Genomic DNA, 23,961 nt, shown 5'->3' on the forward strand with positions numbered 1-23,961 from the left:
TGCTTTAGAATTGTAATCTTGCCGCCCACGGTACATTGCAGTTCGGAGATTTCGGTTACGCAACTTTTGCCCATGACTTTTACCTGGTCATAAGTTTTCTGCCACTTGCCGGCCGGCGCATAGGAGCAGGGCAAATAGCCGCCGGATGTGGGCTTGAGTTTGCAGTTCCCAAAGGGCATGGCAGGAGGATCCAGCATCAGGTCATCCTCAGTCACGGCCAGAAAATCTGCCTGTCCATCGGCGTCATTCCAATAATGCTTCTGATGGCTGGTCACCTTAAAAGCAGGAAACTGAAACCCCTGATTGCACTGGCAGGTTCCTTTCTGTACCACAAAATGTTTACCGTCATGAGGTGAAGCCATAACCAAAGATTTTCAGGGTTCTATAAGTAACGGATTAAAGCTAATCAAAATCTCTTTTACAAAAAGTAGTAGAATTACGACAATTTTGAAAAAATATTTTTTTTCTGAATGAAAGATTGCTTTTTTTTGTTTATTTGTTTAATGTAAGGACAGGTCTTATAAAATTCATTTTAATAAAGATAAAATGATATGGAAATTACCGGACAGATGGAATTTTTTTTATAAATTTAGAACATCGAAAAAAGATAAGAATAAAAATAAAGAACTTATGGCAATGTTTAATTACGGCGTTGGCGGCAACGAGGTTAAGGTTGATGCTAACGAGGCAATACAGGAGATTCAGGAGAACAGATCCCTTGTGGTAAGCCAATTGACAGCAGATGAACCGATGGTTCCGGAAATTGTAAAAGGTCTGAAAACGGTAGATGACGTCTTCAGACATTTTCAGCCTGCGATTTCTGTGCAACATGAAACAGAGGACGGAAGCATTATTAACGAAGAATTTCGGTTTGAACAACTGGGCGATTTTACCCCGAAGAACCTTACCCAGAATTCTGATTATCTGAAACAACTCAGCATGGAGCAAGAGCAGTATAATAAGGTTTTAAGACAATTAAAAAACAATAAAATCCTGCGCACAATCCTGGAAAACCCACAAACGAAAGATGCTTTTATACAAGCGTTGAAAGATGTGGCCAGTGAGCTTGAAAAATAACTTAAACACACATCCATGGACAATAAACAACAAGCAGCAACTCAAAGTCTGCAAGATACACAACAGCAAAACCAGCAGCAGAAAGCACCCGCCCTGCAGGAGCTGAACAAAGTGGGAGGGTTTGGTTTTATAGAAACGGTGGTAGATGGCATTGCCAATATGAACCCTACCCGAAAGGCCAGAAAAGAAATTTTCCTGAATGATTCCAATAAAGCCGTAGAAAGAAAAGATTTACTGCAGAAGATCAACCTTTGGGTTTCTCTGCTGGAGAATCATAATTCGGCAGAGGAAATGGCCGAATCCTGTAGAACGAAGTCTGTATCTGCAGAGAAAAATCTGAAAAGTAACCTGAAAAACACTCTGGATGCGGTGCGCAATCTGGAAACCAGTTACAGAACAGTGGCACAGTTCTACAAAAATACGGAGCTGGATAAAGTAGATAATCTAAGTATTGTGAACGCCAGTCTGGATCAGATGAAGGATCTGGATAATCCTATATTTATTGAAGCCATAGCCGAAGAGTTTAAAAAATATTACGACCGTCTGGATCTGAGGGATAACTATTCCATTATGGCAATTCCGGGATATTTGGGATCCAATAAGGTGGTTGAAAAATGGGCAAAAATCTGTAACGAAAATAAAGTCATGCTGGTGACTGATTTTGCCAATCTGGATAAACCGGATGATGTGGTAGATCTGTTCCACTCTGCCAATCTTACCGGCGGTGAACTGCACCGGAGTAACGTTATCATGACCACCAACTGGCTGGTAGGCCGGGGCAAGGCCGAGGAAGTAGGCGAAGAGGAAAATGTAGACCTCCCGCCATCTACTTCGCTGGCCGGAAAAATTTATAAAACCCTGATGTCCCAAGTAGCTGCCGGAAAAAAACATGGCAATATCAACGAAGTGGATGCCGTGAAATTTGACCTTAAAAAAAGCGAAATTTCTCAGCTGGAAAAAATGGGACTGGTGCCTATGGTGAATGAGTACGGAAAAATTATGGCATTCTCTGCCAAAACTTTGTTTACGGGTGACAATATTGGCCTGCAGACCTATTCCGTAGTGCGCGTATTCGATTATGTGACCAAGGTTTTACTGGATTTCCTGAACAGAAGAGCTTTTGAAAACTGGAACCCGAAGAATGAGGACGATCTGAGAAGACAGATTGTGACGTTTCTGGATGGGATTAAAGGGCCGGATAAACTGATTGAGAAGTTTAAAATTGTACGCTTTGAACAAGACCGTGTAAATAAAGACCGTGTATGGCTGGATATCCGCATGACTCCATATTTCCCGACTAAAAGTTTCGTTATAAAACTGGATGGTCATAAGGGTGATGATGGCAATGAATGGGAAGCAGAATACCAACAGGAATAAAAGTAGTAAATTAATATATAAAAAAAGGGATTTGCATGTTGCGCAGTCCCTTTTTTAATGAAATCTGATGCTATGAAGTTAAAAACATTTTTGCCGGCTGCAGGGATGACCGTAATCTTCTTGTGGGGTTGCGAAAAAAAATATGAAAGGCCGGACCGTTATGCCATAGATCTGTTCGCCACGGAAGCTGCGGAAGAAATTCCAGTATTGTCTGCTGATGAAGCTGCAGAAAGAAGTGACCTCATCCTCCGCACCAATATGCTGTTGCTGGCTGACAGTGCTTCTGCAGCAGCTAAGAAGCTTTATGTCTATGAGGTGCAACAAGGCCGTTTCTCCAAAGGCAATAATGATTCGACAGCGGTATGGCCGTTCAGGTTTATCTCTGATTACGAAATCCGCAAGCCTGCACATGACGATTCTGCAAGTATTTATTTGCAGAAGGCCTCCTCATACACCATTATTACTAACGCTTTAAATATCCGGTTTCAGGCGGTTCCCTATGCGCCGTAAACCAGTAACAGACAATTTCTGACATGAAAAAACCGCCTTTTCCGGGCGGTTTTGTTGGATAATGTTCTGTCGTTTTAAGGTAAGTTTTCCAAAGGCGTCACCATAGGCATAAAATAAGAATTCAGCCAGTAGAAGCGGGCTCCGTTTTGCTCAATCATAATTTTTGGGTTATTCTTGTGATCCAAAAGTCTGTCGGCCAGTATTTTGAATTGATTAAAATAGGTTTTGGCAGCGTTTTCCGGAATTACTTTTGATTTTTTCCATCCTTTCAGCATATATCTGGAGAGCATTTCTTCTGATGAATTATCGAATCCGGTAGCTAATGCTACGGAGTAGTCCATTGGTTTTTCCAGATAGGCTCCCTTGCGGAATTTATCTGTTACGCTGTACTTTTTCAGTACTTTCAGGTATCTGCTCACCGCTTTTCTCTGACTGAATGAGGCGCTGTAGGGCTCTGTCTGCTGATAGGTTTCCATATAAAAGTTACGCAGCGCATCATATTCCGGTTCGGAAATCAGAATCCCTTTCTGAATCTGCGGCCAGTATTCTCTGTACGCCTCCGGAAAGGTGCCGCGTGCCAGAAACGGAAAATCATAAGGGACCAGCTGTGAAGCCAGTTCTGTAGGAATCAGTGCTGGGGCGCTGGGATATTGTTGTGTAAAGTCCGGTTTCAGGAATGTTTTAGAAGATCCAACCGAAGATTTAAAATAAGCCGTAAGGGTAGAGTCTATGGTTTTATTATAATGGGTCAGCTGGCCCACCATTGTATCAAAGGATTTGGAAAGAAGGCTTACGGAGGTAGCTTCGCCTTTTTTCGGATAGATTACGAAGCCCTGGGACATGCTTCCTTTTGGATAGTCCAGTGAATAAACACCTGCTTCTCCCTGTACCAGATTATAATTGTTCTTGTCAAAGATCAATGCCTGATCCACAATGCGCTCCTTGTCCAGTTCTGCAATGTTTTTTGCCGTATTGGTGAGTACATTTTCGGCCATGAGCACGTAATTGTTATAACTGTCTGCCGAAGCGGAAGCCGTCTGGAAAAATAGAGTTCTGGCTCTGGCTGAGGTAAGCGAGCGGATGGCGTTATAGGCGCCACTACCGGAGAGGGAAGTAGAGCCGGTCACCAGGAGGATATTGGTCTCATCCCGCACCGGATTCAGCAATTCGCCGGCTGCATCCAGTCCTTCGGCCAGCGGCTGGCCTCCCGAACTGTTGCAGTTCATCAGCACCGATTGTTCGTCTATAAATTTAGTGATGACCTCATAATTGGCATTCAGTGCAGATGCCGCTACATTGTCTCCGCAGGAGTTTGCTTTATAAAGGACAGCGCCAAATTTTACTTTATGAAAGTAGTTCAGCTGATGAAGTTTCAGTACAATGTCCTGAAATGCTGATTTTGCAATGGAAATATTTTGTGTGTTATTCCGGCTGATGTCTATCGCAAAAACAATATTCAGATTTTTATTTTTGCGGGTGATTTCCTTGAACCGGTCATAATACAGCGGTTCTCCCAGTACATTCAGAATGAAATTATTATTGTAATCCAGCGCATTGGTGAAGAATTTTCCGGTGTTCTGACTGTCCAGTGCAGTAGGTTTTACGGCTATAAGATTTTCCATAGGCGTACGAAGTTCAGAATCTGTCACCACAAAACGGGTTTGTTCTGTAGCACCTCCGGCAGATATTTTGGTGATGGCCATCTGGTTCACATCTTCGGTAAATGCGTAATCTGCTGATGAACGCAGTGCGGTTCTTTCTCCCCAGGGTGTAACAATATTCCCGTTTACCCAGCCATAAATATTGCCTTCCACGCTGTCTATCTTTACAGAAGGATATTTGCCGATGAGGTAGCGGTCGTTTTCCCCTTTTTTATAAATGTAGACCATTTGCCCTATGGGCAATTTTTTACCGGTCACCTTGGTGAGATCGGGGGTAGAAAACAGCACTACCGAATCGTTTTTCAGGTATTTGGCACCATTATTTAAAACATCAGAATTGTTGGGTGCCAGGGCGGCCTTCATACTGAATCCGGTTTCGCTGCTTTTGATGGAGTTGGTCCAGAGCAGCAGCTGATCCTCGGGAATCCAGCCGTAGGTTTTTACATTGCGCACAGGAATTTTCTGCATCAGCGCATCGGGATTGTATTCCGCTACTTTTACCAGTTTTTTACTGTTATTGTATTGCATGACCAGCAAGGGCTCCAGAAATTTTATTTCCTTTGGGGATTTCTCACTCCCTTTGTCCATGAAGACAGTATTACTGGCGCGGTCAGAGATGACCACCCATGGCTCAGACTGGTTGGGGAATCCGTTGCTCACCGTGGTTCTGTCCATCACTCCATAGTAAGACGGTTTGGGCGTATTTTCTCCCGGAATTCTGACATGGCAGCCGGAACTGATCCAGGCTGCAGTCACAATACAGGTAAGGGATAGTAATTTATTTTTCATAAGATGACTTTTTCGGTTACACTTTTCTGTTATTTGCTTTGCTTGATTTCTACATTGGTGACGCAGTTCTGATCTGCATCAAATGTTATTTTTGCTTCCTGAATGATATTTTTCTTGTCAAACTGCAGTCCTGTGGTATAATAGTAGAAGGACTGGTTATTCCCGTTTACGTTTACACTGATGTTGTCCTTATTACACAGATAAGTATTGAGCAGATAATTATAGTGTGTGTTGAAATTGTTACCGTTTGCAATTTGTTGCAGATGATATTTGAAATCGTTGCTGATTTTCTCGAAAACCGCAGAAATAGAAGGACTGGCCATTACTTCTTCCACATCATCCAACTCGCTGTATGCGGGCAGAATTTTAATCTGATGCGAGACCTGATCTACATCTGTTGTAAGGATTACGGTATAATTTCCCGGATTTTTATAAGCATAGGAGGGCATTTTTTCATTAGAGTCGATGTTTCCGGATTCTCCAAATCTCCAGCTGAAACTGGAAGCGTCTGGTGAAATAGCACGGAAGAAAACGTTTTCCAGTTGCATGGCCTGCGGTGGTCCGTCTATAACCGAGGTGGTCATAATGGTGTCTGCAGCTCTGGCCACCGGTGCCGAAACCAGTACCGAGAAGGTTTTCGTATATTTATTATCCAGGGTAAGGGATACGGGATAGAATCCGGACTTTTTAAAGAAATGCACGCCCGAACTTTTATCCGTAGTCACACCATCGCCGAAATCCCACCGGACGGTGGTGCCAAAATTTGATTTGTTTTCAAATGAAAGGGAGTCTCCTACATGAAGTGTAGAGGGATATACTGCTGCTATAATATCATCTGCACTGTGCAGTACTTTTCTCTGAAGCCAGAGCACGAGTAGGGCGGCCGCCAGGAGCAAAGCAATGACTGCCAAAATAATGCTTTTCTTGTTTTTCTGAATATAGTTCATACGGATAGGTTTATCAAGGGGTTGATTATGGTCTCATCAGCATACTGTTGTCCCGGTTCAGGAGCTGCTGTTTTTTTTCCTTCACGCCTATGGCACAGTCTTCGGCCTGTTTTTTATAGAATTTCATGTTTTCATTCATTTTGGATGCCATTTCTTTGTCTCTGAAAAACATCTCATAAAACCGGGCAATCTGTACATAAGACTGTTTGCGCGGGTCTGTGGTGTTCACGGTTTCAAAAACATTGGGAATGTCATTAATGCTGTATTGTATTTCATTGGCCTCAAATGTATTTCTGGTTTCCAGGGGCAGTCTTTCTATCTTGCTGAAAGCGCTGTCCAGCACATAAATGGTTTTCGCCTGGCGGTCTTCAAATTTTGCTTTCTCCTGCAGTACCTGAATGGACACCAGGTCTGCATCTGAAAACGGTGACCGGAATTTTGCCAGCAGAATGAGCGAAAGAATGAGCACAGCAAAAAACAGCATGGCCAGCAGATACAGGAAATAGTGTCTTTTTTCTTTATTGGAGAGGGTAATGTGAATCTGTTCCATAGTGTGGGTGTACAAAAGTTATCTGCCTTTAAATTTTTTGCTGATTTTGGGCACGTCGGGTTTCAGCCGGTCGGTCATTCTTTGTTCTGTGCCCATACAGTCGTTCAGATTTCGCAATGCGCTCTGTTCCTGTATGCGTATATTGAGCAGTTCATTTTTGAAACGCATGATTTCTTTGGAGTGTTTCAGGAAGACAGCATAGTGCTTCAGGCCTTTGGCGCTGTCTTCCCGAAGCGCACTTTCTGTATTCCGGATGTCCTCCAGAATCCGGTCGCGCAGCAAGATTTCATTTTGAACTTTATTGGAATTCATCAGGTTCATCTGGTCATAGATTTCATCCAGTTTGGTTCTCATGACCTCGTTTCTGGAAATCATATTTTTGTATGCATCTATTTCGATCTGTATGTGTTCCTGCTGTATGCGCGAACTTTTAAACATGAAGAAAACCGTGAGAAAACTCACTGTGCAAAGCACCACGAAAGAAAGTATAAAGCGCAGTGTAGCCTGCCTCACATCCTTGCGGTTAAGTTTTTGTTTTCCGTTTGAAACCATAATCTAAATGCTTGTGTTATAATATCCTTTTTCTACACAGAACCTCACCAGGTCCAGTTTGCTTTTCAGCCCCAGGCGCTCCGTAAGCCTGTTAATGTACGTGTCTATGGTGCGGGAACTCAGATTCAGTCTTTCACCGATGTCTTTATTGCTGTAACCTTCGTAGCAAAGTTTCAGAATTTGTATTTCTGTGACAGACAGTTCTTCCTGCTCTTGTTTTTGTCTTTGCAGATAGTCTTTTACCGCCTCAGACTGGGAAGCCCATTCTTTCTTGTATTCCTCATAACTGCTGTTTTTAGAAATAATGCAGTTGTTCAGAATGTCCTTAATCACAATACTGCTCTTCTGGCAGTAATAGGTATTCGGGATATTTTCAATAATCTCGGCCATATCTGCCTGATATGTGGCAGAGTAAGTGAGAATGGGAATGTTTTTATTGGTCTGGCGAATGAATTTGATGGCCTCCAGGCCGCTCAGAATGGGCATGAAGAGATTGATGACAAAGATGTCCTCCTGTTTGCTGTACAAACGGTTAATCAGTTCATTCCCATTATTACAGTCGTTTACAATCCTGTAAAAGGGATTTTCCATCAACATTTTCACCAAAAACTGTTTGAAGTAAAAATCACTTTCAGCTATGGAGAATCTTTTTATTTTGGCATTATTACTAAACATGGTAATTCTTATAGATTAATATTCTCTCTCTATGTAATCATTGTGTTTTTTTGCTAGTCAATAATGTGGGGGTTAATCAATGACGCTCCATCCTTTTTTTGGGTCATTGGTAGATTTTACTTCCTGCTCGTTCACAATAATATTTTCTTTACGCTGACCTATATAATCCAGATCGCTCAGTTTTCCGAAGATGTGTTCCAGACTCTTGAGTAACTGGCTGATGTTAAAGAAATCTTCTCCTGTATTATGGTGATCGTAGTTAATTTCTGCTACCGTAGAGAGTTGGTTCAGCAGGGTGTGTGGGGAGATCTCACTCCATTCCATGCTGTAATTCAGCAATTCCTCCAGTTCAGCTTGTACCATCATCTGTGTGTCATTATACAGATGCAGGGCCAGCTTGGCAAAAATATTCATCATCACAACCGGAGGCTGTACCGGAACCATGTTTTTCAGCTGAAAATAATTTTCTCCGGTATGACGAATGATTGTGCGGCACATGGTTTTCACATTGTCAGCCATCACGTTATTCTGATTTTTATGACTGGTTTTCTGAATGATTTTAAAAGCCGACTGACGGATGTTGCCCAGGGCACTGGAAAAGCTGCCGTGATATTCCATCAATTTCGGATGGCTCTCTACAGCGGTGCACGGAGGTATGAAATTGGAGTCAATCTGTGCAATTCCGGATTTAATGGCTACCTTGCCCAATACCAGATAGTTGCCGCCGGAAAAACTGCCGTTTAGTACCGAAACATCTACGAGTTCTATGCGGTGCGACGGCTGTGTAAAGGGGTGTCGAGGTGGTATTTCTTCCGAATCTATATCTCCGAAAGGTATTTTTTCGAAAGGATTCACAGACGCCAGAATATAGTAAACGCCTTCAGCCTCTTCCTGGGTGGCACCGGTCATTTCTTTTGCCAGACTCCGGATGTTGACCTTGTAGTCTGTGAGTTCAATGCGGTGACCGGCCAGCGTGACTGCGGTACATTTTTTAATGACGAGTTGGGCGTCATTGGTGGCGGTATTGTGAATTTCGTAGAGATTTTTATCGCCATATTTCTCTGTAGCCGGTAGTAGCCCGTAATTCAAGGCGTTAATAGGAATCGAATTGGCATCGCGCAACAAGTCGATTACAAAGTTTTCCTGGTGCACCAAGTGTTCCCGGGATATTTTCATCCCGTCTACCCAGTTTACGGCATGGTATTGTAAAGGCTTTATCATAATAGTGTATTTTCAAGGTTTTGGCGTCCTTCTTCCTGGTGTCTGATGACTCTTTTACAGATGACCGTTTCATTTTCGGTAATGCGGTTGGTGGTAATGTCTTCATCAAAATCAATATATTTCCTGTTGCTGAAAAACGATTTTTTGATGTAAAAGATCCAGTAGTAAGGTTCATTATTCTCATCGGTAAGCTTGATGGTAGATGAGGGGTTTTTGTGATTGTAATCATCGACCACCCGGAAGAACCAGTCACCGAAGGTAATTCCGGTGGGGAGCGTTTTGGCTTTGACCATAAATCGCTGCTGGTCTTCAGAATTTTTGCTGAGTTCCACATTCAGTACCATGAGCCGGTCAAAATCCACCCCCTGAAAATTATGCGGTTTCTGCTCCGGATTATACCGCCAGGTTTTATAAATATCAAAGGGAATGCTGATGAACTGGATGTAGCAATAGTAAAAAAGCAGCGGCACAAAGAAGATAAGCATACTGCTCGCAGCCATATAGGGATTGCCCAGTCCGGTGCTGATCCAGGAGAATATCCATGTGAAAAGATAACCTCCTAAAGACAGACAGGCTATGGTAAGAATGCTCTCGAAAAGCATGCTCATTCCTAATGTTTTAATATGCTTTCTGAAATAATGGTGCAGCACATTTACATGCAGAATTCCCAACCCCAGATAAAATAACTGCGCGAAAAGATACCAGTACGGACTGAAGAGATTTCCGGAGAATCCCAGAAACCCCGGCAGGCACAGAACCAGTGAAGCCAGCAGTACATAAATGATGATGTGCTTTAATTTAATGGCGGTTTTATTTTTACTGATGAGGCTCATGATCAGAACCAGCAGTCCTACCACCAATGGCATAAGGATATACCTGAAGAATATACTTTTGAGAGAGCTTACCTCCATAATTTGCTTTATTGTGTTTTCAAGTTGGGCTAATACAATAGCCGGTTAAATAAAAGTGGAATAGCTCAAACGGTTGGTGTTTGAAGTTTTTCCCAATACAAATGAGTTTTTTTCCTTTTCTGTAACAAAATTCTCTTCTATCCTCACAGACAGTGGCATTAAATAATCATAAATCCCTTGTAATAATTTTCTGAAGGGGTGCCCCGGGACATATTTATGGATTTTCGGGTACGGAATCGGCCCTATATTCACACGCCAGTTTCGTTCTCCATCCCAGTGAGCTCCATTGGGTATAAAATTTATTCCCAGTGTTGTGGTCCCCAGGTTGATCATCCCATCCGGATCCTTCTGCTCATTAATTTTATTCGCAACAAAATCTATGCAGACTTTTACATTGAGGAACGCACTCAGGAACTTTTCTATCCATTTTCTGTTTCCCCGCACTTCATGCAAGAAGGGTAAGATGTGGAAAAAAGTCCGGGCGGTGTGCCCGTCTACTTCTTTCAGAAGGGGCCACAGGTCTGCAATTACCTCAATGATTACATGAGACTGGTCTGCAATGTCCAGTTCCATTTCCTTCAGCAGGGCGGCAACCTCTGTATAGAAAAATTCCTGCTCAAAAGGCTGAAAAAAATTCCGCGCGCTTTCTTCTACCGCTTTTTGTTTCTTTATTTCCTTCACCACACTGTCCACATTGTAGCTTTGCTGTCCCAGTGACGGCGGGTGAAATAATCCTTCCGGCAGATAATCATAAATGCTTTCCCGGTAGGTTTCCAGTACAATGGTTTGCTGATCCAGGCCGTAATGCGAAGTATATATTTTTTTGATATCCTTCAGGTAGGGTCGGTCATTAACCCCTATTTTCTTAATGAAAACAGAGGCGTGCTCTTTATAATACTTCAGCAGGTTTGCCGTCACCGCTTCTACCTTGAAATCGGTGCCAAGTTTATTATAATTCAATTCTGAGATATGGTCTGTGTCTTTTCGCATCTTGTATTTATTCTGCAATTACACCTTCATCTTTAATGGCAATCCGGTATTCCAGGCCGTCTATGGCTTTGGATTTTATATGATGCTTCAGCGTTTCTGCCATAGCGTCCCAGTATGACTTGCCATAAAACGTATAATTTTGTGGTTCTATGGAGATGTCTATGGTTCTTATAAATCCTTCATTCGGCTTTTCGCTGATCATAATTCCCCGCTTTACGGTGATGGACTTCATCTCATCCCGCAGCATCATCCTGCAATAATTTTTCACGTCTTCTATAGAGATAATTTTATCACGCGTGGTCAGCGCATACTTGTAGGCAAGGATGGTGTCCGATTGTTTCTTTTCCTGAGCGCCCCCGGTGGTTTCGGTAAGCAGGGTGATGCTCTGCAGCTTCTTCTGTGAGTTAAATTCTGTGCCGGGCCGTATGCCGTTGGCTAGAGCAGACTGGGTAACCCAGAATGCGGCATAGGTATGTGCGGAATTTTCCAGCGGCTCTATAATGACGTAATTAATGTCTTCTTTCAGTTCCTTATTGGCCAGTTCTACTTTCTTCATCAGCCCTTTCATCTTATCAGAGATTTCACTCAGTACATCTTTTACTTTATCTCTGTTGATGATGGAAAATGCAGCGACTTCATCCCGCAATAATTCCATGACATAGGCTATGAGATCTATGGCGTTCCGGTTAGTGAACCGTTCCATGCCGCCTTTTCGTACCGTGTACAGGCCTTTTTCCATTTCCTCATCCGGCGTAAAGGGAATTTCGTGGTAGGTCTTGCCCAGGCCGTCTGTCAATTCTTCTACGTACAGAAAATGTTCGTCTTCTGTGGTTTCCAGAGGGATGTTATTGCCCATGATGTCCAGACTGTACTCGGTCTTTTTCCATCCGCGGTTGTATACCGGGAACGCATTGAGTACGAAGAGGAAGTTTTCCAGAATTTCTGCCGTAAACTGCGGCGGAAACTCCAGATCCAGCCATAATATTTTTTTATCCTGATAGGACAGAAATACAGGGTTTCCCTGATGGATATCTTCCGGAACACCAGTAGTCATCTCTTCAAAAAGATGAGGGGTGAAGCCGGAAACTTCTATAAATTTATGCTGATACAGAGATTTGATGTCCGCACAGATTTTATATTGCAGGGATTGCTCTTCAAAAATTCCCCGGAAGCCTTCTTCGGGTATGGACTCATTATAAGTAAGTCCCGGCTGAACGGTAAGTGCTGTCCCGTTACAGGATACTTTGATGTGCGGCAGTAGTTTGTAGAGGTATCCTACACCTTCGTAGGTGGGATTGGCACAGTAGAAACTCAGTCTTTCCGGAGGATTTCCGGATGCATACCGGCTGAAATCAATGCCTATTTTCATTCTCCGAAACCGGTCGGGATCAGAAGGCATTCTGCTCACCGCAATTTTATTCATTTGCTCATCTATATGATATACCGTGTTTCCTGCCGCCATAAACAGGGTTTGAGCATTGATCAGCTGAATGTGATCTACGGGAGTGAGCGGGATTTCCAGCTGGCGGTCCGGTTGGTTTTTGCGGAAGGAATTCAATTGTTTCTTCACGAAGAACTCTGCGTGAGACATCAGGATTTCCCGGTCTTCATCGGGCATACAGAAAGCGATGGCGTGTGCCGGACTTGGGTGGGTGTATTTGGCCGGGGTCAGCATTCTGGCCAGTTTCTCCAGAATTCTGCCGTTGATGGTCTGAATTTCATTATTCGCCTTAAATACTTCTGTACTGAACGCATCAATCAGAAGTTTGACAAAAGGATCCAGACTCTGGATGTTTTTGACTCCCCAAAGTTTGGTCGCATTCTGCTGCATTCTGGATTTTATGGCTTCTTTAGAGTAGGCTTGCTGATTAAAACTCATGGTCTCTCTTTATTAATCTATAGACATCGGACTCAGAAACAGTTCCGTGGAAAAGGAAAAATGCTCCCCTGTAGATTCAATTTTTGCATTGATTCCCACTTTTACTTTCTTTTTAACCTCGGTGAAATTCCGGGTTTCATAATTGTGTTCCACATAGGTAATATGCGCCTGGATCACCGGCTGCGTAATTCGGGTCTCGTACTGGGCAATCTGTCTTTTCAGGCTGTTTATAAAGATGTTTTCCCACATGGCGGGCGATACACCATTGTCAAATTCCACACTCCATACATCATTTCCGTACTTCTCATCATAGCGGTTTTCGCCTTGCTTGGTAATGATGAGCAACATGATGTTCTGTGCAATGCTTTCTCCCATACTGCACGTAGATATCGTACCGTTACTTACCATCACCGCTGAAGGATTGAAGGGTAAGCTGTAATTCTTCTGGTCCATCTTAATCTTCTGCTTTTAGTGAGTTCGAAAGAATTTTTGTTTTGTTGATTTCAAACTGAACCATCATCTCGGTAGGCAGATAGAAATCGCTTTCACCTTTTTCCTGAAGACGGCGTTCTATGCCGGGATTCCAGCTCAGCAGTTGTTTTGGGCTGATTTCCAGAACTTCTGCAATGGCCGAGATGCGGTAGGCACTGTTCAATTGGGTTTCTACCAGATCGGCTCCTTTTTTACCTTTATGGGTGCTCCGGGGTGCTGCCACCATACGCAATGTCCCGGAACTGTTGTTTTGGGCTGCAAAATTGTGGTAGTTATTCAGAACCTGGCTCAGTTCTCCGGTCGCATAGCTGGCATTCAGATATTTCTGAACATGATTCTGGGTTTCCTGGGGTAGGTATGGTCTGAAATCTGTGTATAGCCGGGATCCGGCGCGGCTCATCGCCTTCTGAATATTCCCTTCGCCACAGTTATAAGCAGCCACTACAGTAATCCAGTTTCTGTATTTTTTGTAGAGGTTACTCAGGGAAACAGCGGCCGTTTGGGTACTTTTATACATATCTGAGCGTTCGTCTTCGGTAAGTCCGTACATGCTGGCATGGGCGGGCATGAACTGCCATACGCCTTTGGCTCCGGCATGTGATACCTGATGGCGGTCCAGACCGGATTCTATAATAGCCAGGTTGCGCAGGTGTTTCGGGATTCCCTTTTTTACAAACGTATATTCTATATAACTGACGAGTTGTCTGTTGTTTTTAATCACGCTCTGATACATCCGTACACTCTGTTCGGATGTGTTGTTTGCGGTGAGTGCCTGTGCCTTCACTTTACTGCTGATTAACACAAACAGAAAAATACCATAATATGTAATGATACGTCTCAATGCTCTGAATTTTTTATTGAATGGTCCAGCTGATATCGTTTTGTGCAGCATCCCAGTCTGCAGTGATGGTTTGTCCCGGTTTTACTTCTTCGCGTACAATTTTTTTGGATACCGGTCTCGCCAGTTTGGTGCGGATGACACCGGATATCTGTCGGGCTCCATATTTACTGCTGAAGCCGTTCAGTGCTAGGTTTTCTACCGCTTCACTGCTTACGCTGAGGTTCATGCCCAGACGTTCCATGGATTTCTGAAGCGTTTTGAGCTGAATTTCAAAAATTTTCCCGGCCATTTTTTCGGTGATGGGTGCAAAGGGAATAATCTCGGTTATTCTTGCCAGGAATTCGGGACGGAATTTTCCCGATTCGTTCATGATTTTCATCAGATCCTTTGATTCCGGAATTTCATTTCGTTCAAAATATTGTACAATTTCCTCACTTCCGATATTGGAGGTAAATAGAATCAGGGAGTTGCTGAAGTCGCCTTCCTTGCCCAACTTGTCATGTACTTTTCCTTCGTCCATAATCTGAAGAAATACATCAAATACGGAACTGTGTGCTTTTTCTATTTCATCAAACAATACCACTGCATAAGGCTGTTGCCTGATCTTATTCACCAGCATACCCCCTTCTTCATACCCTACATATCCCGGAGGCGCTCCATAGAGTAATGCCGCCGAATGTTCTTCTTTGAATTCAGACATATCAAACCGGATCATGGATTTCTCATCATTAAACAGCAATTCTGCTATAGACTTTGCCAGTTCCGTTTTGCCGGTTCCGGTGGGACCCAGCAAAAAGAAGGAACCGATAGGCTGCCCGGGTTTGTTCAGTCCGCTGCGGCTTTCTACAATGGATTCGGAGAGAATTCTGAGGGCATGATCCTGCCCGATGACTCGCTTCATGAGCAGGTCTTCCATATTCAGCAGTTTTTCTTTTTCGCCTGCTTGTATTTTCCCGATCGGGATTCCGGTTTTGGCTGCCATCACGGCTGCCATTTCCAGTTTACCTGCTTTTTCTCTTTTTACTGCCGCATGCTGCATCAGTTCAGCATAGGTTTCCTCCAGATGTTTTTTCAGTACGGAAACTTCCATAGTGTGGTCCAGCTTCGGATGCTCTGAGAGTAATCCCCACAGAATAGGACTCAGTCTGTTTTCCAGCAGTTGGTACATCCACACCAGTTCATCGGCCAGACCGGGATTTTCTTCCTCATTTTGTGCCGTGAGCCGGTCATAATCTTCCTTCCAGTTTTTCAGTTCGGTTTCGGAGAGTTCGTCCAGCATTTTAACGGAAGCCATGGTACGGTCCAGCAGGTCAATTGCTGAATCGGGCAGTTTTTTACCTTTGGAATATCTTTTGGCCAGACGCACGCATTCCTGAAGTGCATCCGGTTCCACTTCTATTTGATGATGTTTTTTGTAACCTTCCAGTACCGCATCCATCATCTTCACACAGGTTGTGTCATCCGGTTCCAGAACATGCAGTACTTCAAAACGGCGGTCAAAGGCACGTTCCGGTTCTATGATTTTACGGTATTCTTCCTGAGTTGTGGCGCCTATAACCGTGATTTCGCCGCGCGCCAGTTCCGGTTTCAGTAAATTGGCCACATTTCCGGCACTGCCTTTCGGATCCAGCAGTGCGTGGATTTCATCAATGAATAAAACAGCTTTATGAATGGTTTTGCATTCGTTGATGACTTTTTTCAGCCGGTCTTCTATTTCTCCCTTGTAGGAGGTTCCTGCCAGCAGGGAACCGGTATCCAGTTCCAGCAAGGTGGCTTCTTTCAGTAGTTCCGGTACATTTCCTTTGCTGATTTCGGTGGCAAATCCTTCCAGTAAGGCTGTTTTGCCCACTCCGGGTTCACCCACAATAATGACATTGGGTTTGGTGCGGCGGCACAAAATCTCGATGAGGTTCCGCAGTTCTTTATCTCGTCCGATGATGGTGTCCAGTTTTCCGTCCCGTGCCTGTCTGGTTTTGTCTGTACAGTAACTTTGAATAGCCTGCAATGTGTGTCCTGTAGCAGAATTGCCGTTCAGTAATGCTTTTTCCTGATGGTCAATTTGCTGGGATTCCCCGCGGTACAGATTCAGAATTTCATGCTCACGCAAGGGCAGGGATTTGAGTTCCTGCGTGCTGTACGCGACATTGGGTTTGGCAATGGCAGCCAGCATACAAAGGGGTGAAATTTCGTCCAGACCCAGTTTCAGGCGAATCTCGTCTGCTTCTTCCAGTATCAGCTCGGCTTTGTTGTCCTGCGAGACCACTTCCGGAAGTTGATTGATCTTGGGCAGTTCTTCTATGCGTACATCTGCCCATTCATAAATGTATCCGGGATCTTTACCCAGACTAATCAGGAAACCTTTTAACCCGAAATCATTATGCAAAAGTGCCTGTAAAAGATGGGCTGCTCCATATTCCTGATTATAATTTTCCCGGGCTATGGATCTGGCAACATGAAATACTTCGTTTATGGTCTCATTGGTTAAGATTACGCTCATAAATCTGCTTTTAATGTTGTGAATGTGGTCTGTAATTACACATTTATTTGCAGCAACAAAGCAATGCAATAACGATGTGTTTTCAAATATAGATAATTTTTTATAATTGAATAATAATTTCACCAAAAGTTTTAAAAACTCTTTATTGGTGTAGAATTGATAAGGGTTGGGGAGTTTGGTTCACTATCACTATGGTGTGAAAATCGTGTATTTTTTATGTAAAAAAGCGTTATTTGATTTTTTTGTGATCTAAAGTTTTCAAGGATTGTCGTAAAATTACTACAACTATTTTGCCAAAGAGCCTCTATCTTTGTCCTATTAAAATAAATATTTATCAACATTTAAATCAACCAATCATGGCAGCAAACAATTCCAGAGGGCTACTGAAATTTAATGGTGGCGAAGACCAGAAAGTATTAAAACTGAACTACAGCGTAAGCAGAACGACCGATGTTTCGGGACGTGTGGCGTCTGATCCGTCTAATGCTTTAATCAAAGTAACCATAGAGGCTACTGAAAGTTCTACCATTTTGGAGAGCTTACTGAACGGTAAGTATAAGCCTACAGTAGGTGAAATTACTTTCAATAAAGCTCACGAAGAAGGTGAACTGATTAAGCTGAAGTGGGAAAACGGCTATGTGATTCAGCACGAAGTAGATTTTGATGCGCTGAATGATAATAATATGCTGATTTCATTTGTAGTAAGTGCAGAAACGATTGATTATGGTTCAGCAATGTATGCAGGACTCTGGCCTTCTTAATTGTAAGAATCAAAGTCAGAAAAATCTTATATGAATCATACAAAACCTGGTGCGGTATCCGTCGCATCAGGATTTTGTGTTGATTTTCAAACCTTTGAAGGTGTTCACGCTTTTGTGGTTGACTTTTTTTGGCCATCATGATAATAAATAACCCACATCACAGGTTTTAACAGATAAACTCCAAATACAAGCTTTCATGTTTCAACAAGATTCTTCAGTATCCGGTAAGATAATTACACCAAAGCGCTCCGAGTCTTCTGCACCGGCAGATTCGGTTCAGCCGGAACTAAACTCTGCACAGAAAATCACGCAGTTTGATCAGGGTATAGCCGCAGCGTCTAAAGATGCCATGCAGAACCAAATTTGGCAACCGCAACCTACCTCCCGGATTTATAATGCCGGAAATATTGTAAAAGATCAACTTTTCGGTATCAATCGCGTGGTAAAATTGGGTATTGTAATAGAAGGTCAGACCGTGAAGCACTTTAAACATTTCAGGCTGATACAAAGCGCACGCAAACATCATGAATTTACGGTAGAGCTGAGCCATGATGTGATGGGGAATCCGGAAAATCACCATCTGGAAGATGCCCAGAATTTTTTAGGAAAAAGAATCACGGCAATATTCCGGTACAAGGATGTCACAGACAGTGCCGAGCGGGTTTTCGTGGGGGTGATTACCGAAGTGGCATTTGCCCAGGAACAGGGAAGTCTCGGAAATATTATACTAAAGGGGTACAGCCCTACCATTCTTCTGGATGCCGCGCCGCATACCCAAAGTTTTGGCGGGGCGCAGCCGGTAAGTCTCAGCAGTATTGCAGATCATGTGCTGAAAGAAGGACTGGAAAAAAACCGGTTTGATTACAGGATCGCCGCGCAGTATGGCAGTCTTTCTTACAGTTCGCAATACGAGGAAACGCATTATAACTACCTGGCACGTATGGCCGAAGCCTATGGTGAGCAGTTTTATTACGATGGCGAAGTACTTCATTTCGGGGAACTGCCGCCACAGGAAACACCGGTAGAATTAAAGTACGGGAGTAATGTACACGATATCAAAGTGGCCATGAGAGCCCTGCATGTGAGTCCCACTTTCTACGGCTATAACAGCAGTAAAGACGAAAAACTGACCACAGGACCGTCTTCCGTGCATCATAAATCAGATATTGCCCGGCGTGCCTTTGGTATTTCCGAATCTACCTTTAAAACACCTTCCCTGCGGGTGGCTCCCATTAAATCTGCAACATCTACAGATATCAGTGCATCACAGAAAGGGACGGCCGGCAGCAGGGCAGCAGATGTTTTTGTGACCACCGGCACGACCTCGGTTCCGTTCTTATATCCGGGTTGTCCGGCCAATATAGAAATGAGACAGCAGGACTCCAATAAAACATCGTTCTTTACCAAACTGATGATTACAGAAGTAACCCATGAAGTAGATGCCCGGGGTTACTATAACGGACATTTCGAAGCGATTGCGGCAGACAGTGGCTTTATGCCGAGGCCTCAGTTTGAAGTGCCGGATGCCAAACCGCAGGTGGCCCGGGTGGTTTCTAATACAGATCCTCAGAACCTGGGGCGGATTCAGGTGCAGTTTGACTGGCAAAAAGGCGCAGACAGGAGCGAATTTATCCGGGTGATGACTCCGGATGCCGGTGGCAGTGAAAAAGTGAGTGCAAACCGTGGGTTTATGGCAATTCCCGAGGTAGGAGATCAGGTGATGGTGGGTTTTCAGCATAATCACCCGGACCGGCCTTTTGCCCTGGGTGGAATGTTTCACGGAAAAGTAGGCGCAGGCGGTGGTGCGGGAAACAACATCAAAAGCCTGAGCAGCAAAAGTGGAAATATCATTTGCCTGAATGATGGCGCCGGTATAGAAATTAAAGACAGAAACGGAAACTTTGTGACCCTGAGCGGCACCGGAGATGTGACCACTCAGGTAAGCAATGACAATCAGGAAGATATCGGGAACAGCCATACCACCAATGTTGCCACGAGATCTACAGTGAATGTAGGGAAAGACGAGAGTGTTTTTACCATGGACAATGGCGGCAATATCGGTCTGAAGAGTAACTCGGAAATAAAACTGGAGACCGGAGAAAGTTCCATCATCATGGATAGTGAAGGAAATATTACCATCAAAGGCATTAATATTACGATTGAAGGTTCCGTGGTAAAAATCAACGGATCCACATCGGTTACCGCCGATAATTCTTCAGGCTCTGCGTGCTCTGCATCGGCCATCAACATTACACCCGGAGTCATCAGCATCAATAACCCCAATCAGGTAGATATTAATTAATGGAGTTTTACACATACCAAATACAACAAGAAGATACGCTGGAAGAACTTGCCGGGAAGCATGGTTTAGCCGTAGATGAATTGCTGGATTTTCACAATTCGCGGGCAAACCTTACCCAGCAGATTTTCAATAATGATATTCCTTACCACATTAAAAAATTGTTTTTACCGGCTGTTGATGAGCATGCCAAAACTAAAGCTGTGAACCAGACTTCATTCAGAAATGTTGCCAGATACCGGTGTGAGCAGTCTAATGTGAGTAGGATTAATAATGAAATCATTACGCTTTCTGCACACACCTTTTCAGAATTTCTGGTTTCTCAGGCAGAAAATGCGGAGGTTTACAATTTTGAGATGACGGATTTTACCTTTGAGGTGGACCCGGTGGTCTATGAAAAAGGATTTTTATTTGCTCAGAAATTGGAGAAGCTCAAGTTGCCGTTAACCTGTAGAATTACGGAAAACGGTCGTGCTGAAGTGTTCAATTTTAATGAAACCGGAAAGAAATGGATTGCATTCCGGGATCATGAACTTCAAAAGGATGAAATCTTTCAGCAACTTTTGGCACAGGCACCGAAACAGGCAGAAGATATAATTGTTACCGGTAATAAAGAGTTTCTGGAAAAAACTAAATTTTCAGATAATCTGGATAAAAATCTGTTTTTTCATATTTTTTTCAGAGCTTCCCTGGGTAGCGCACTTCAGGACTATGAACTCCATCAGTTTTCACAATTGTTTCCCAATATCTCCCTGAATACAGCGGTGGTAAAATCACTGGTGAAAGAAGATGATGACCAGGCTACTTACAGGCTTGTAGGGACCCTCAAGAGAGAAAATCTGTCGGATAATGAACTCAAAAAAAGATATGATGAAATTTATAAGTCTGCCCTGAAGTTCAGCTATACCGAATTTGATTTTATCTACAGAATTACTTATACTGTTCATAAGGAAAGTAAACTGTTGCTGGAGGGGAAGGCTTCAATAGCCGAAAAAATAAAGAATAATTTTGAAGTCATCACAGAGTATAAAATAAAGCGCGTAGAAGTATAATTGAATTATGGAAAATCAGTATCAATTCAGGCAATTCAGCCTCACGGTTTGGATGGTTTCTTTAGCCTTATTTTTTGCAGGATTATTGCTTTTTGTGACCAGCGAGGGTATCTACCGATTGTTTAGCAATACAACACAGCAAACACTTACTTTAATTTTTATTTTGTCTGCTGCGTTTTTTCTGGTAATGGCCATCAATATCAGATGTTCCAAAGTCATCTCGGTCATGACCGCTCCGGATTCCCTGGAATTTACCACGGTGCAAACCGGGAAAAAAACGGTCATCGCAAATGATGAGGTTGTCAATTACAGTTTCAATACTACCAAAAAAGGGCTGCTGGATATACTTCGGGTGAATGTTAATGGCAAAAACAGATATTTCTGGCTGGGCGCACTGAGTCTGACCGGGCGGAATGAGAGGGATGCACTTCATAAAGAAAAGCTGCATGAAGGGCTTCAGGAGACCATGGCATCCAAAAGAAAAAAAACAGGGATGGATGCTTTCATTTTGTTTGCGGCAACCCGGCTTCCTTATATTGTAATAGCTGTGATTTTTCTCAGTTTGTTGGGTTTTTTAGCCTACTTTATCATCGGTTTGCAGTAATAGCATCGTATCCGGAAGTGAGGTAAAGCGACATCGTTATACAGTTGTCCGGGGGCAATAGAATGGCAAAAAATAAATAGGAGATTACTTTTTGCCATGAATTTAAAAATGATGAAAAGTATCATTTAACCGGAAATGTGACCTGCACTGCAATCAGTGTGGTGTTTTTCAGGATATCTAATTTATAATTTAAAACGGTATGGCAGTATCATATATTCCTCAGGACAAAGTTTTTGCGGTATGTACCAATCAACTTAGTGCAACTCCGCAGAAATTTTCATACAGCAGAACCCGCGCAAATGTATTTTATGAAAGCAGTAAACAGCCGATACTTACGGTTGATGACAAAAATGTAATGGTGGAATTTACCTGTAAGTCTCCTGCCAATCTTGCGGGTACCTTGCTGGCTTTCGGTGCAGGGCTTGCTGTGGGCGCACTTGTCTTTTTATCGGGTCCTGTAGGGTGGATTGCTTTTGGTGTCGGTGCGGCTGTTTTTGCAGCAGGTGCTGTTGTGACCATACAGGCGGTAACACATAAGTGTACAGATCCTTTGAACAGTGGAAACTGGTTGCTGGCTCATAACAGTGTGAAAATTAATGGTGCCTCTGCCATTACCCGTTCATCTATCCTGAAATGTGGGAATGGTGGCATTCTTACACCTTTCTTTGATGAAGCCTCAGCCGCTGCAGCTGCCAGCTCTATTGCGAATAAAAACAGATGGGAATTAGGCATCAATGTGGTGGCCTCTCTGGGTGCCGGATTTTTTCTTCCTGCCGCATTTTCCGGATTTGGGGCTGCATCTCTGGCCGGGAAAGTATGGATGGCGGGGGGCAGGTTTATTGCCGGTTTTGCCATTTTCAGCGGAATCAACTATGCGGCAAAGGGTGGCATGAGATGGGGGCACGAAAATTTTGGTGATGTGAAAGATAATGTTACCTATGACCGCATGAACAACCATTCTGAAGTGGTAATGAATCAGGAAACCGGCGAGATGCAGACCGTAGATATAGACCGGAATAATCTGTTCGGGATGTCAAAGCCGGATGATCTGGTGCAGGACTTCGAAGATATTCTTGAAGTAAAAAAGGAACAAGGGCCATGGTATAAAGTTTCGTCGTATAAAACGGTCTCTGTGGCGGGCAAAATCACCGGCGTGGTAGAGTCAGGGCGCATTCATGCAGCAGACCTGGATTTGCAGAGACGGCTGCAAAGTCTGGAAGGCCTCTCCCGGCAACAGTTGAGAAACAATGCTCAGGCCAGACAGTTATTGAATGATCTGAATAATGGCCGCTATCCGGAGTGGAGAAGTGCCGCCTCGCACTATAATCCGGGCAGAATGAATCCGAGTATGGTGGATGACGGTCGAACCGTTGCAGCAAACCATTCTGCGCAAAGTTTAAAAAATCTGAAATCCAATACTTTTCAGGGAGCACTGTTCCTCATTCCTTTTTTGGGAACCATTTTATCTGAAGAAGCCAGAGTAGACCTCGCTCAGGGAATGGCTGCCGATCTGGCAGCAGCACCCGGGGGTAGTAAACTGGTGGCAAAGACACCCGTAGATTGATGTCTTTGACAAGTAATGGGGAGGTTTTCCTATTCTTGTGCCGGAATTCTTCTTTTAAGCAGCGCTTCTCAGGCCCTTTGTGTAGCCTGTTCGCGTGCTTTTTCTGCTGAATTTGCAGTGTTTTATTTCTTTTTATTGCTAAACGGTAATCTTTTCTTGATTTTGTCGTAAAATTACTACAATGATTGTTGAGTTGAGTGATTAACTTTGAAGTAATCAATAAGATTAATTAACTAAAAAAAAAGTGATTCATTATGGCAGCAAACAATTCCAGAGGGCTACTAAGATTTAATGGTGGCCAAGACCAGAAAGTATTAAAACTGAACTACAGCGTAAGCAGAACGACCGATGTTTCGGGGCGCGTGGCGTCTGATCCGTCTAATGCTTTAATCAAAGTAACCATAGAGGCTACGGAGAGTTCTACGATTTTGGAGAGCCTACTCAATGGCAAGTATAAACCCACTGTGGGCGAGATTACCTTTAACAAAGCCCACGAAGAAGGTGAACTGATCAAGCTGAAGTGGGAAAACGGCTATGTGATTCAGCACGAAGTAGATTTTGATGCGCTGAATGATAATAATATGCTGGTTTCCTTTGTGGTGAGTGCAGAAGGGATAGACTACGGCACCGCCTCCTATGCCGGCATCTGGCCCGGCGCATAGCGCAGTACCGCACAGCAAAGGAAAATAATCCTGATGTTTCTGCACCAGCG

The 23,961-nt window shown here is 43.5% G+C and carries 22 protein-coding genes; 9 read left to right on the top strand and 13 right to left on the bottom strand.

The genetic code is table 11. From position 1 onward, the window contains the following. Window positions 1–362, bottom strand: a 362-nt coding sequence (locus LKO26_RS06635; RefSeq protein ID WP_227587072.1) for a DUF4280 domain-containing protein, incomplete at its 3' end; no start/stop codon positions are given. Window positions 363–630: 268 nt separating this feature from the next. Here LKO26_RS06635 and LKO26_RS06640 point away from each other — a divergent pair. The 3 genes from LKO26_RS06640 to LKO26_RS06650 all read left to right on the top strand — a co-directional run bounded on the left by LKO26_RS06640 (window position 631) and on the right by LKO26_RS06650 (window position 2,964). Beyond that, a complete protein-coding gene (locus tag LKO26_RS06640; RefSeq protein ID WP_227587073.1) occupies window positions 631–1,077 on the top strand; it encodes a type VI secretion system contractile sheath small subunit in 447 nt (148 codons plus the stop codon). A gap of 15 nt (window positions 1,078–1,092) precedes the next feature. Continuing rightward, window positions 1,093–2,454, top strand: a complete 1,362-nt coding sequence (locus LKO26_RS06645) for a DUF5458 family protein (protein WP_227587074.1) — start codon at window positions 1,093–1,095, stop codon at window positions 2,452–2,454. 72 nt (window positions 2,455–2,526) lie between these two features. After that, window positions 2,527–2,964, top strand: coding sequence for a hypothetical protein (locus LKO26_RS06650; RefSeq protein WP_227587075.1), 438 nt, complete (start codon window positions 2,527–2,529; stop codon window positions 2,962–2,964). A gap of 74 nt (window positions 2,965–3,038) precedes the next feature. On the opposite strand, the gene tssR is transcribed toward LKO26_RS06650, so the two are convergent. The 12 genes from tssR to LKO26_RS06710 all read right to left on the bottom strand — a co-directional run bounded on the left by tssR (window position 3,039) and on the right by LKO26_RS06710 (window position 16,969). After that, window positions 3,039–5,414, bottom strand: coding sequence for a type VI secretion system protein TssR domain-containing protein (gene tssR / locus LKO26_RS06655; RefSeq protein ID WP_227587076.1), 2,376 nt, complete (start codon window positions 5,412–5,414; stop codon window positions 3,039–3,041). Window positions 5,415–5,443: 29 nt separating this feature from the next. Next, window positions 5,444–6,361, bottom strand: coding sequence for a PKD domain-containing protein (locus LKO26_RS06660; RefSeq protein ID WP_227587077.1), 918 nt, complete (start codon window positions 6,359–6,361; stop codon window positions 5,444–5,446). A gap of 25 nt (window positions 6,362–6,386) precedes the next feature. Next, a complete protein-coding gene (tssO, locus tag LKO26_RS06665; RefSeq protein WP_227587078.1) occupies window positions 6,387–6,911 on the bottom strand; it encodes a type VI secretion system TssO in 525 nt (174 codons plus the stop codon). Window positions 6,912–6,929: 18 nt separating this feature from the next. Next, window positions 6,930–7,463 (bottom strand): type VI secretion system TssO, encoded by a 534-nt coding sequence (gene tssO / locus LKO26_RS06670; protein WP_227587079.1) that lies wholly within the window; start codon window positions 7,461–7,463, stop codon window positions 6,930–6,932. A 3-nt stretch (window positions 7,464–7,466) separates the two neighbouring features. Beyond that, complete coding sequence (locus LKO26_RS06675; protein WP_227587080.1) at window positions 7,467–8,138, bottom strand: response regulator transcription factor; 672 nt, start codon at window positions 8,136–8,138, stop codon at window positions 7,467–7,469. A 72-nt stretch (window positions 8,139–8,210) separates the two neighbouring features. Further along, a complete protein-coding gene (locus LKO26_RS06680; RefSeq protein ID WP_227587081.1) occupies window positions 8,211–9,359 on the bottom strand; it encodes a hypothetical protein in 1,149 nt (382 codons plus the stop codon). Next, window positions 9,356–10,270 (bottom strand): TssN family type VI secretion system protein, encoded by a 915-nt coding sequence (locus tag LKO26_RS06685; protein ID WP_227587082.1) that lies wholly within the window; start codon window positions 10,268–10,270, stop codon window positions 9,356–9,358. The genes LKO26_RS06680 and LKO26_RS06685 overlap by 4 nt, the downstream gene beginning before the upstream one ends. A gap of 45 nt (window positions 10,271–10,315) precedes the next feature. Next, complete coding sequence (locus LKO26_RS06690; protein WP_227587083.1) at window positions 10,316–11,260, bottom strand: hypothetical protein; 945 nt, start codon at window positions 11,258–11,260, stop codon at window positions 10,316–10,318. 7 nt (window positions 11,261–11,267) lie between these two features. Continuing rightward, the gene (locus tag LKO26_RS06695; RefSeq protein WP_227587084.1) at window positions 11,268–13,139 is read right to left on the bottom strand and encodes a type VI secretion system baseplate subunit TssF; all 1,872 of its coding nucleotides are present in this window, start codon (window positions 13,137–13,139) and stop codon (window positions 11,268–11,270) included. Window positions 13,140–13,151: 12 nt separating this feature from the next. Next, entirely contained in the window at window positions 13,152–13,592 is a 441-nt protein-coding gene (locus tag LKO26_RS06700; protein ID WP_227587085.1) for a GPW/gp25 family protein, read from the bottom strand. A gap of 1 nt (window position 13,593) precedes the next feature. After that, window positions 13,594–14,472 carry a lytic transglycosylase domain-containing protein gene (locus LKO26_RS06705; protein WP_227587086.1) on the bottom strand — a complete coding sequence of 293 codons (879 nt, stop codon included), beginning with the start codon at window positions 14,470–14,472 and terminating at the stop codon, window positions 13,594–13,596. A gap of 13 nt (window positions 14,473–14,485) precedes the next feature. Continuing rightward, complete coding sequence (locus tag LKO26_RS06710) at window positions 14,486–16,969, bottom strand: ATP-dependent Clp protease ATP-binding subunit (protein WP_227587087.1); 2,484 nt, start codon at window positions 16,967–16,969, stop codon at window positions 14,486–14,488. A gap of 356 nt (window positions 16,970–17,325) precedes the next feature. Here LKO26_RS06710 and tssD (LKO26_RS06715) point away from each other — a divergent pair, with 356 nt between their 5' ends. The 6 genes from tssD (LKO26_RS06715) (at window position 17,326) to tssD (LKO26_RS06740) (ending at window position 23,911) form a co-directional block, all read left to right on the top strand. Beyond that, window positions 17,326–17,730, top strand: coding sequence for a type VI secretion system tube protein TssD (gene tssD / locus LKO26_RS06715; RefSeq protein ID WP_227587088.1), 405 nt, complete (start codon window positions 17,326–17,328; stop codon window positions 17,728–17,730). A 196-nt stretch (window positions 17,731–17,926) separates the two neighbouring features. Further along, complete coding sequence (locus LKO26_RS06720) at window positions 17,927–20,032, top strand: type VI secretion system Vgr family protein (protein WP_227587089.1); 2,106 nt, start codon at window positions 17,927–17,929, stop codon at window positions 20,030–20,032. Beyond that, window positions 20,032–21,081: a hypothetical protein gene (locus LKO26_RS06725; RefSeq protein ID WP_227587090.1), complete on the top strand. Its 1,050-nt coding sequence runs from the start codon at window positions 20,032–20,034 to the stop codon at window positions 21,079–21,081. The genes LKO26_RS06720 and LKO26_RS06725 overlap by 1 nt, the downstream gene beginning before the upstream one ends. Before the next feature lie 7 nt (window positions 21,082–21,088). Continuing rightward, window positions 21,089–21,685, top strand: coding sequence for a hypothetical protein (locus tag LKO26_RS06730; protein ID WP_227587091.1), 597 nt, complete (start codon window positions 21,089–21,091; stop codon window positions 21,683–21,685). Window positions 21,686–21,884: 199 nt separating this feature from the next. Continuing rightward, the gene (locus LKO26_RS06735; RefSeq protein ID WP_227587092.1) at window positions 21,885–23,249 is read left to right on the top strand and encodes a hypothetical protein; all 1,365 of its coding nucleotides are present in this window, start codon (window positions 21,885–21,887) and stop codon (window positions 23,247–23,249) included. Window positions 23,250–23,503: 254 nt separating this feature from the next. Further along, window positions 23,504–23,911 (top strand): type VI secretion system tube protein TssD, encoded by a 408-nt coding sequence (gene tssD / locus LKO26_RS06740; RefSeq protein ID WP_227587093.1) that lies wholly within the window; start codon window positions 23,504–23,506, stop codon window positions 23,909–23,911. The last annotated feature ends 50 nt before the right edge of the window (window positions 23,912–23,961 follow it).

Source organism: Chryseobacterium sp. MFBS3-17, assembly GCF_020687745.1.
Lineage (GTDB): Bacteria > Bacteroidota > Bacteroidia > Flavobacteriales > Weeksellaceae > Marnyiella.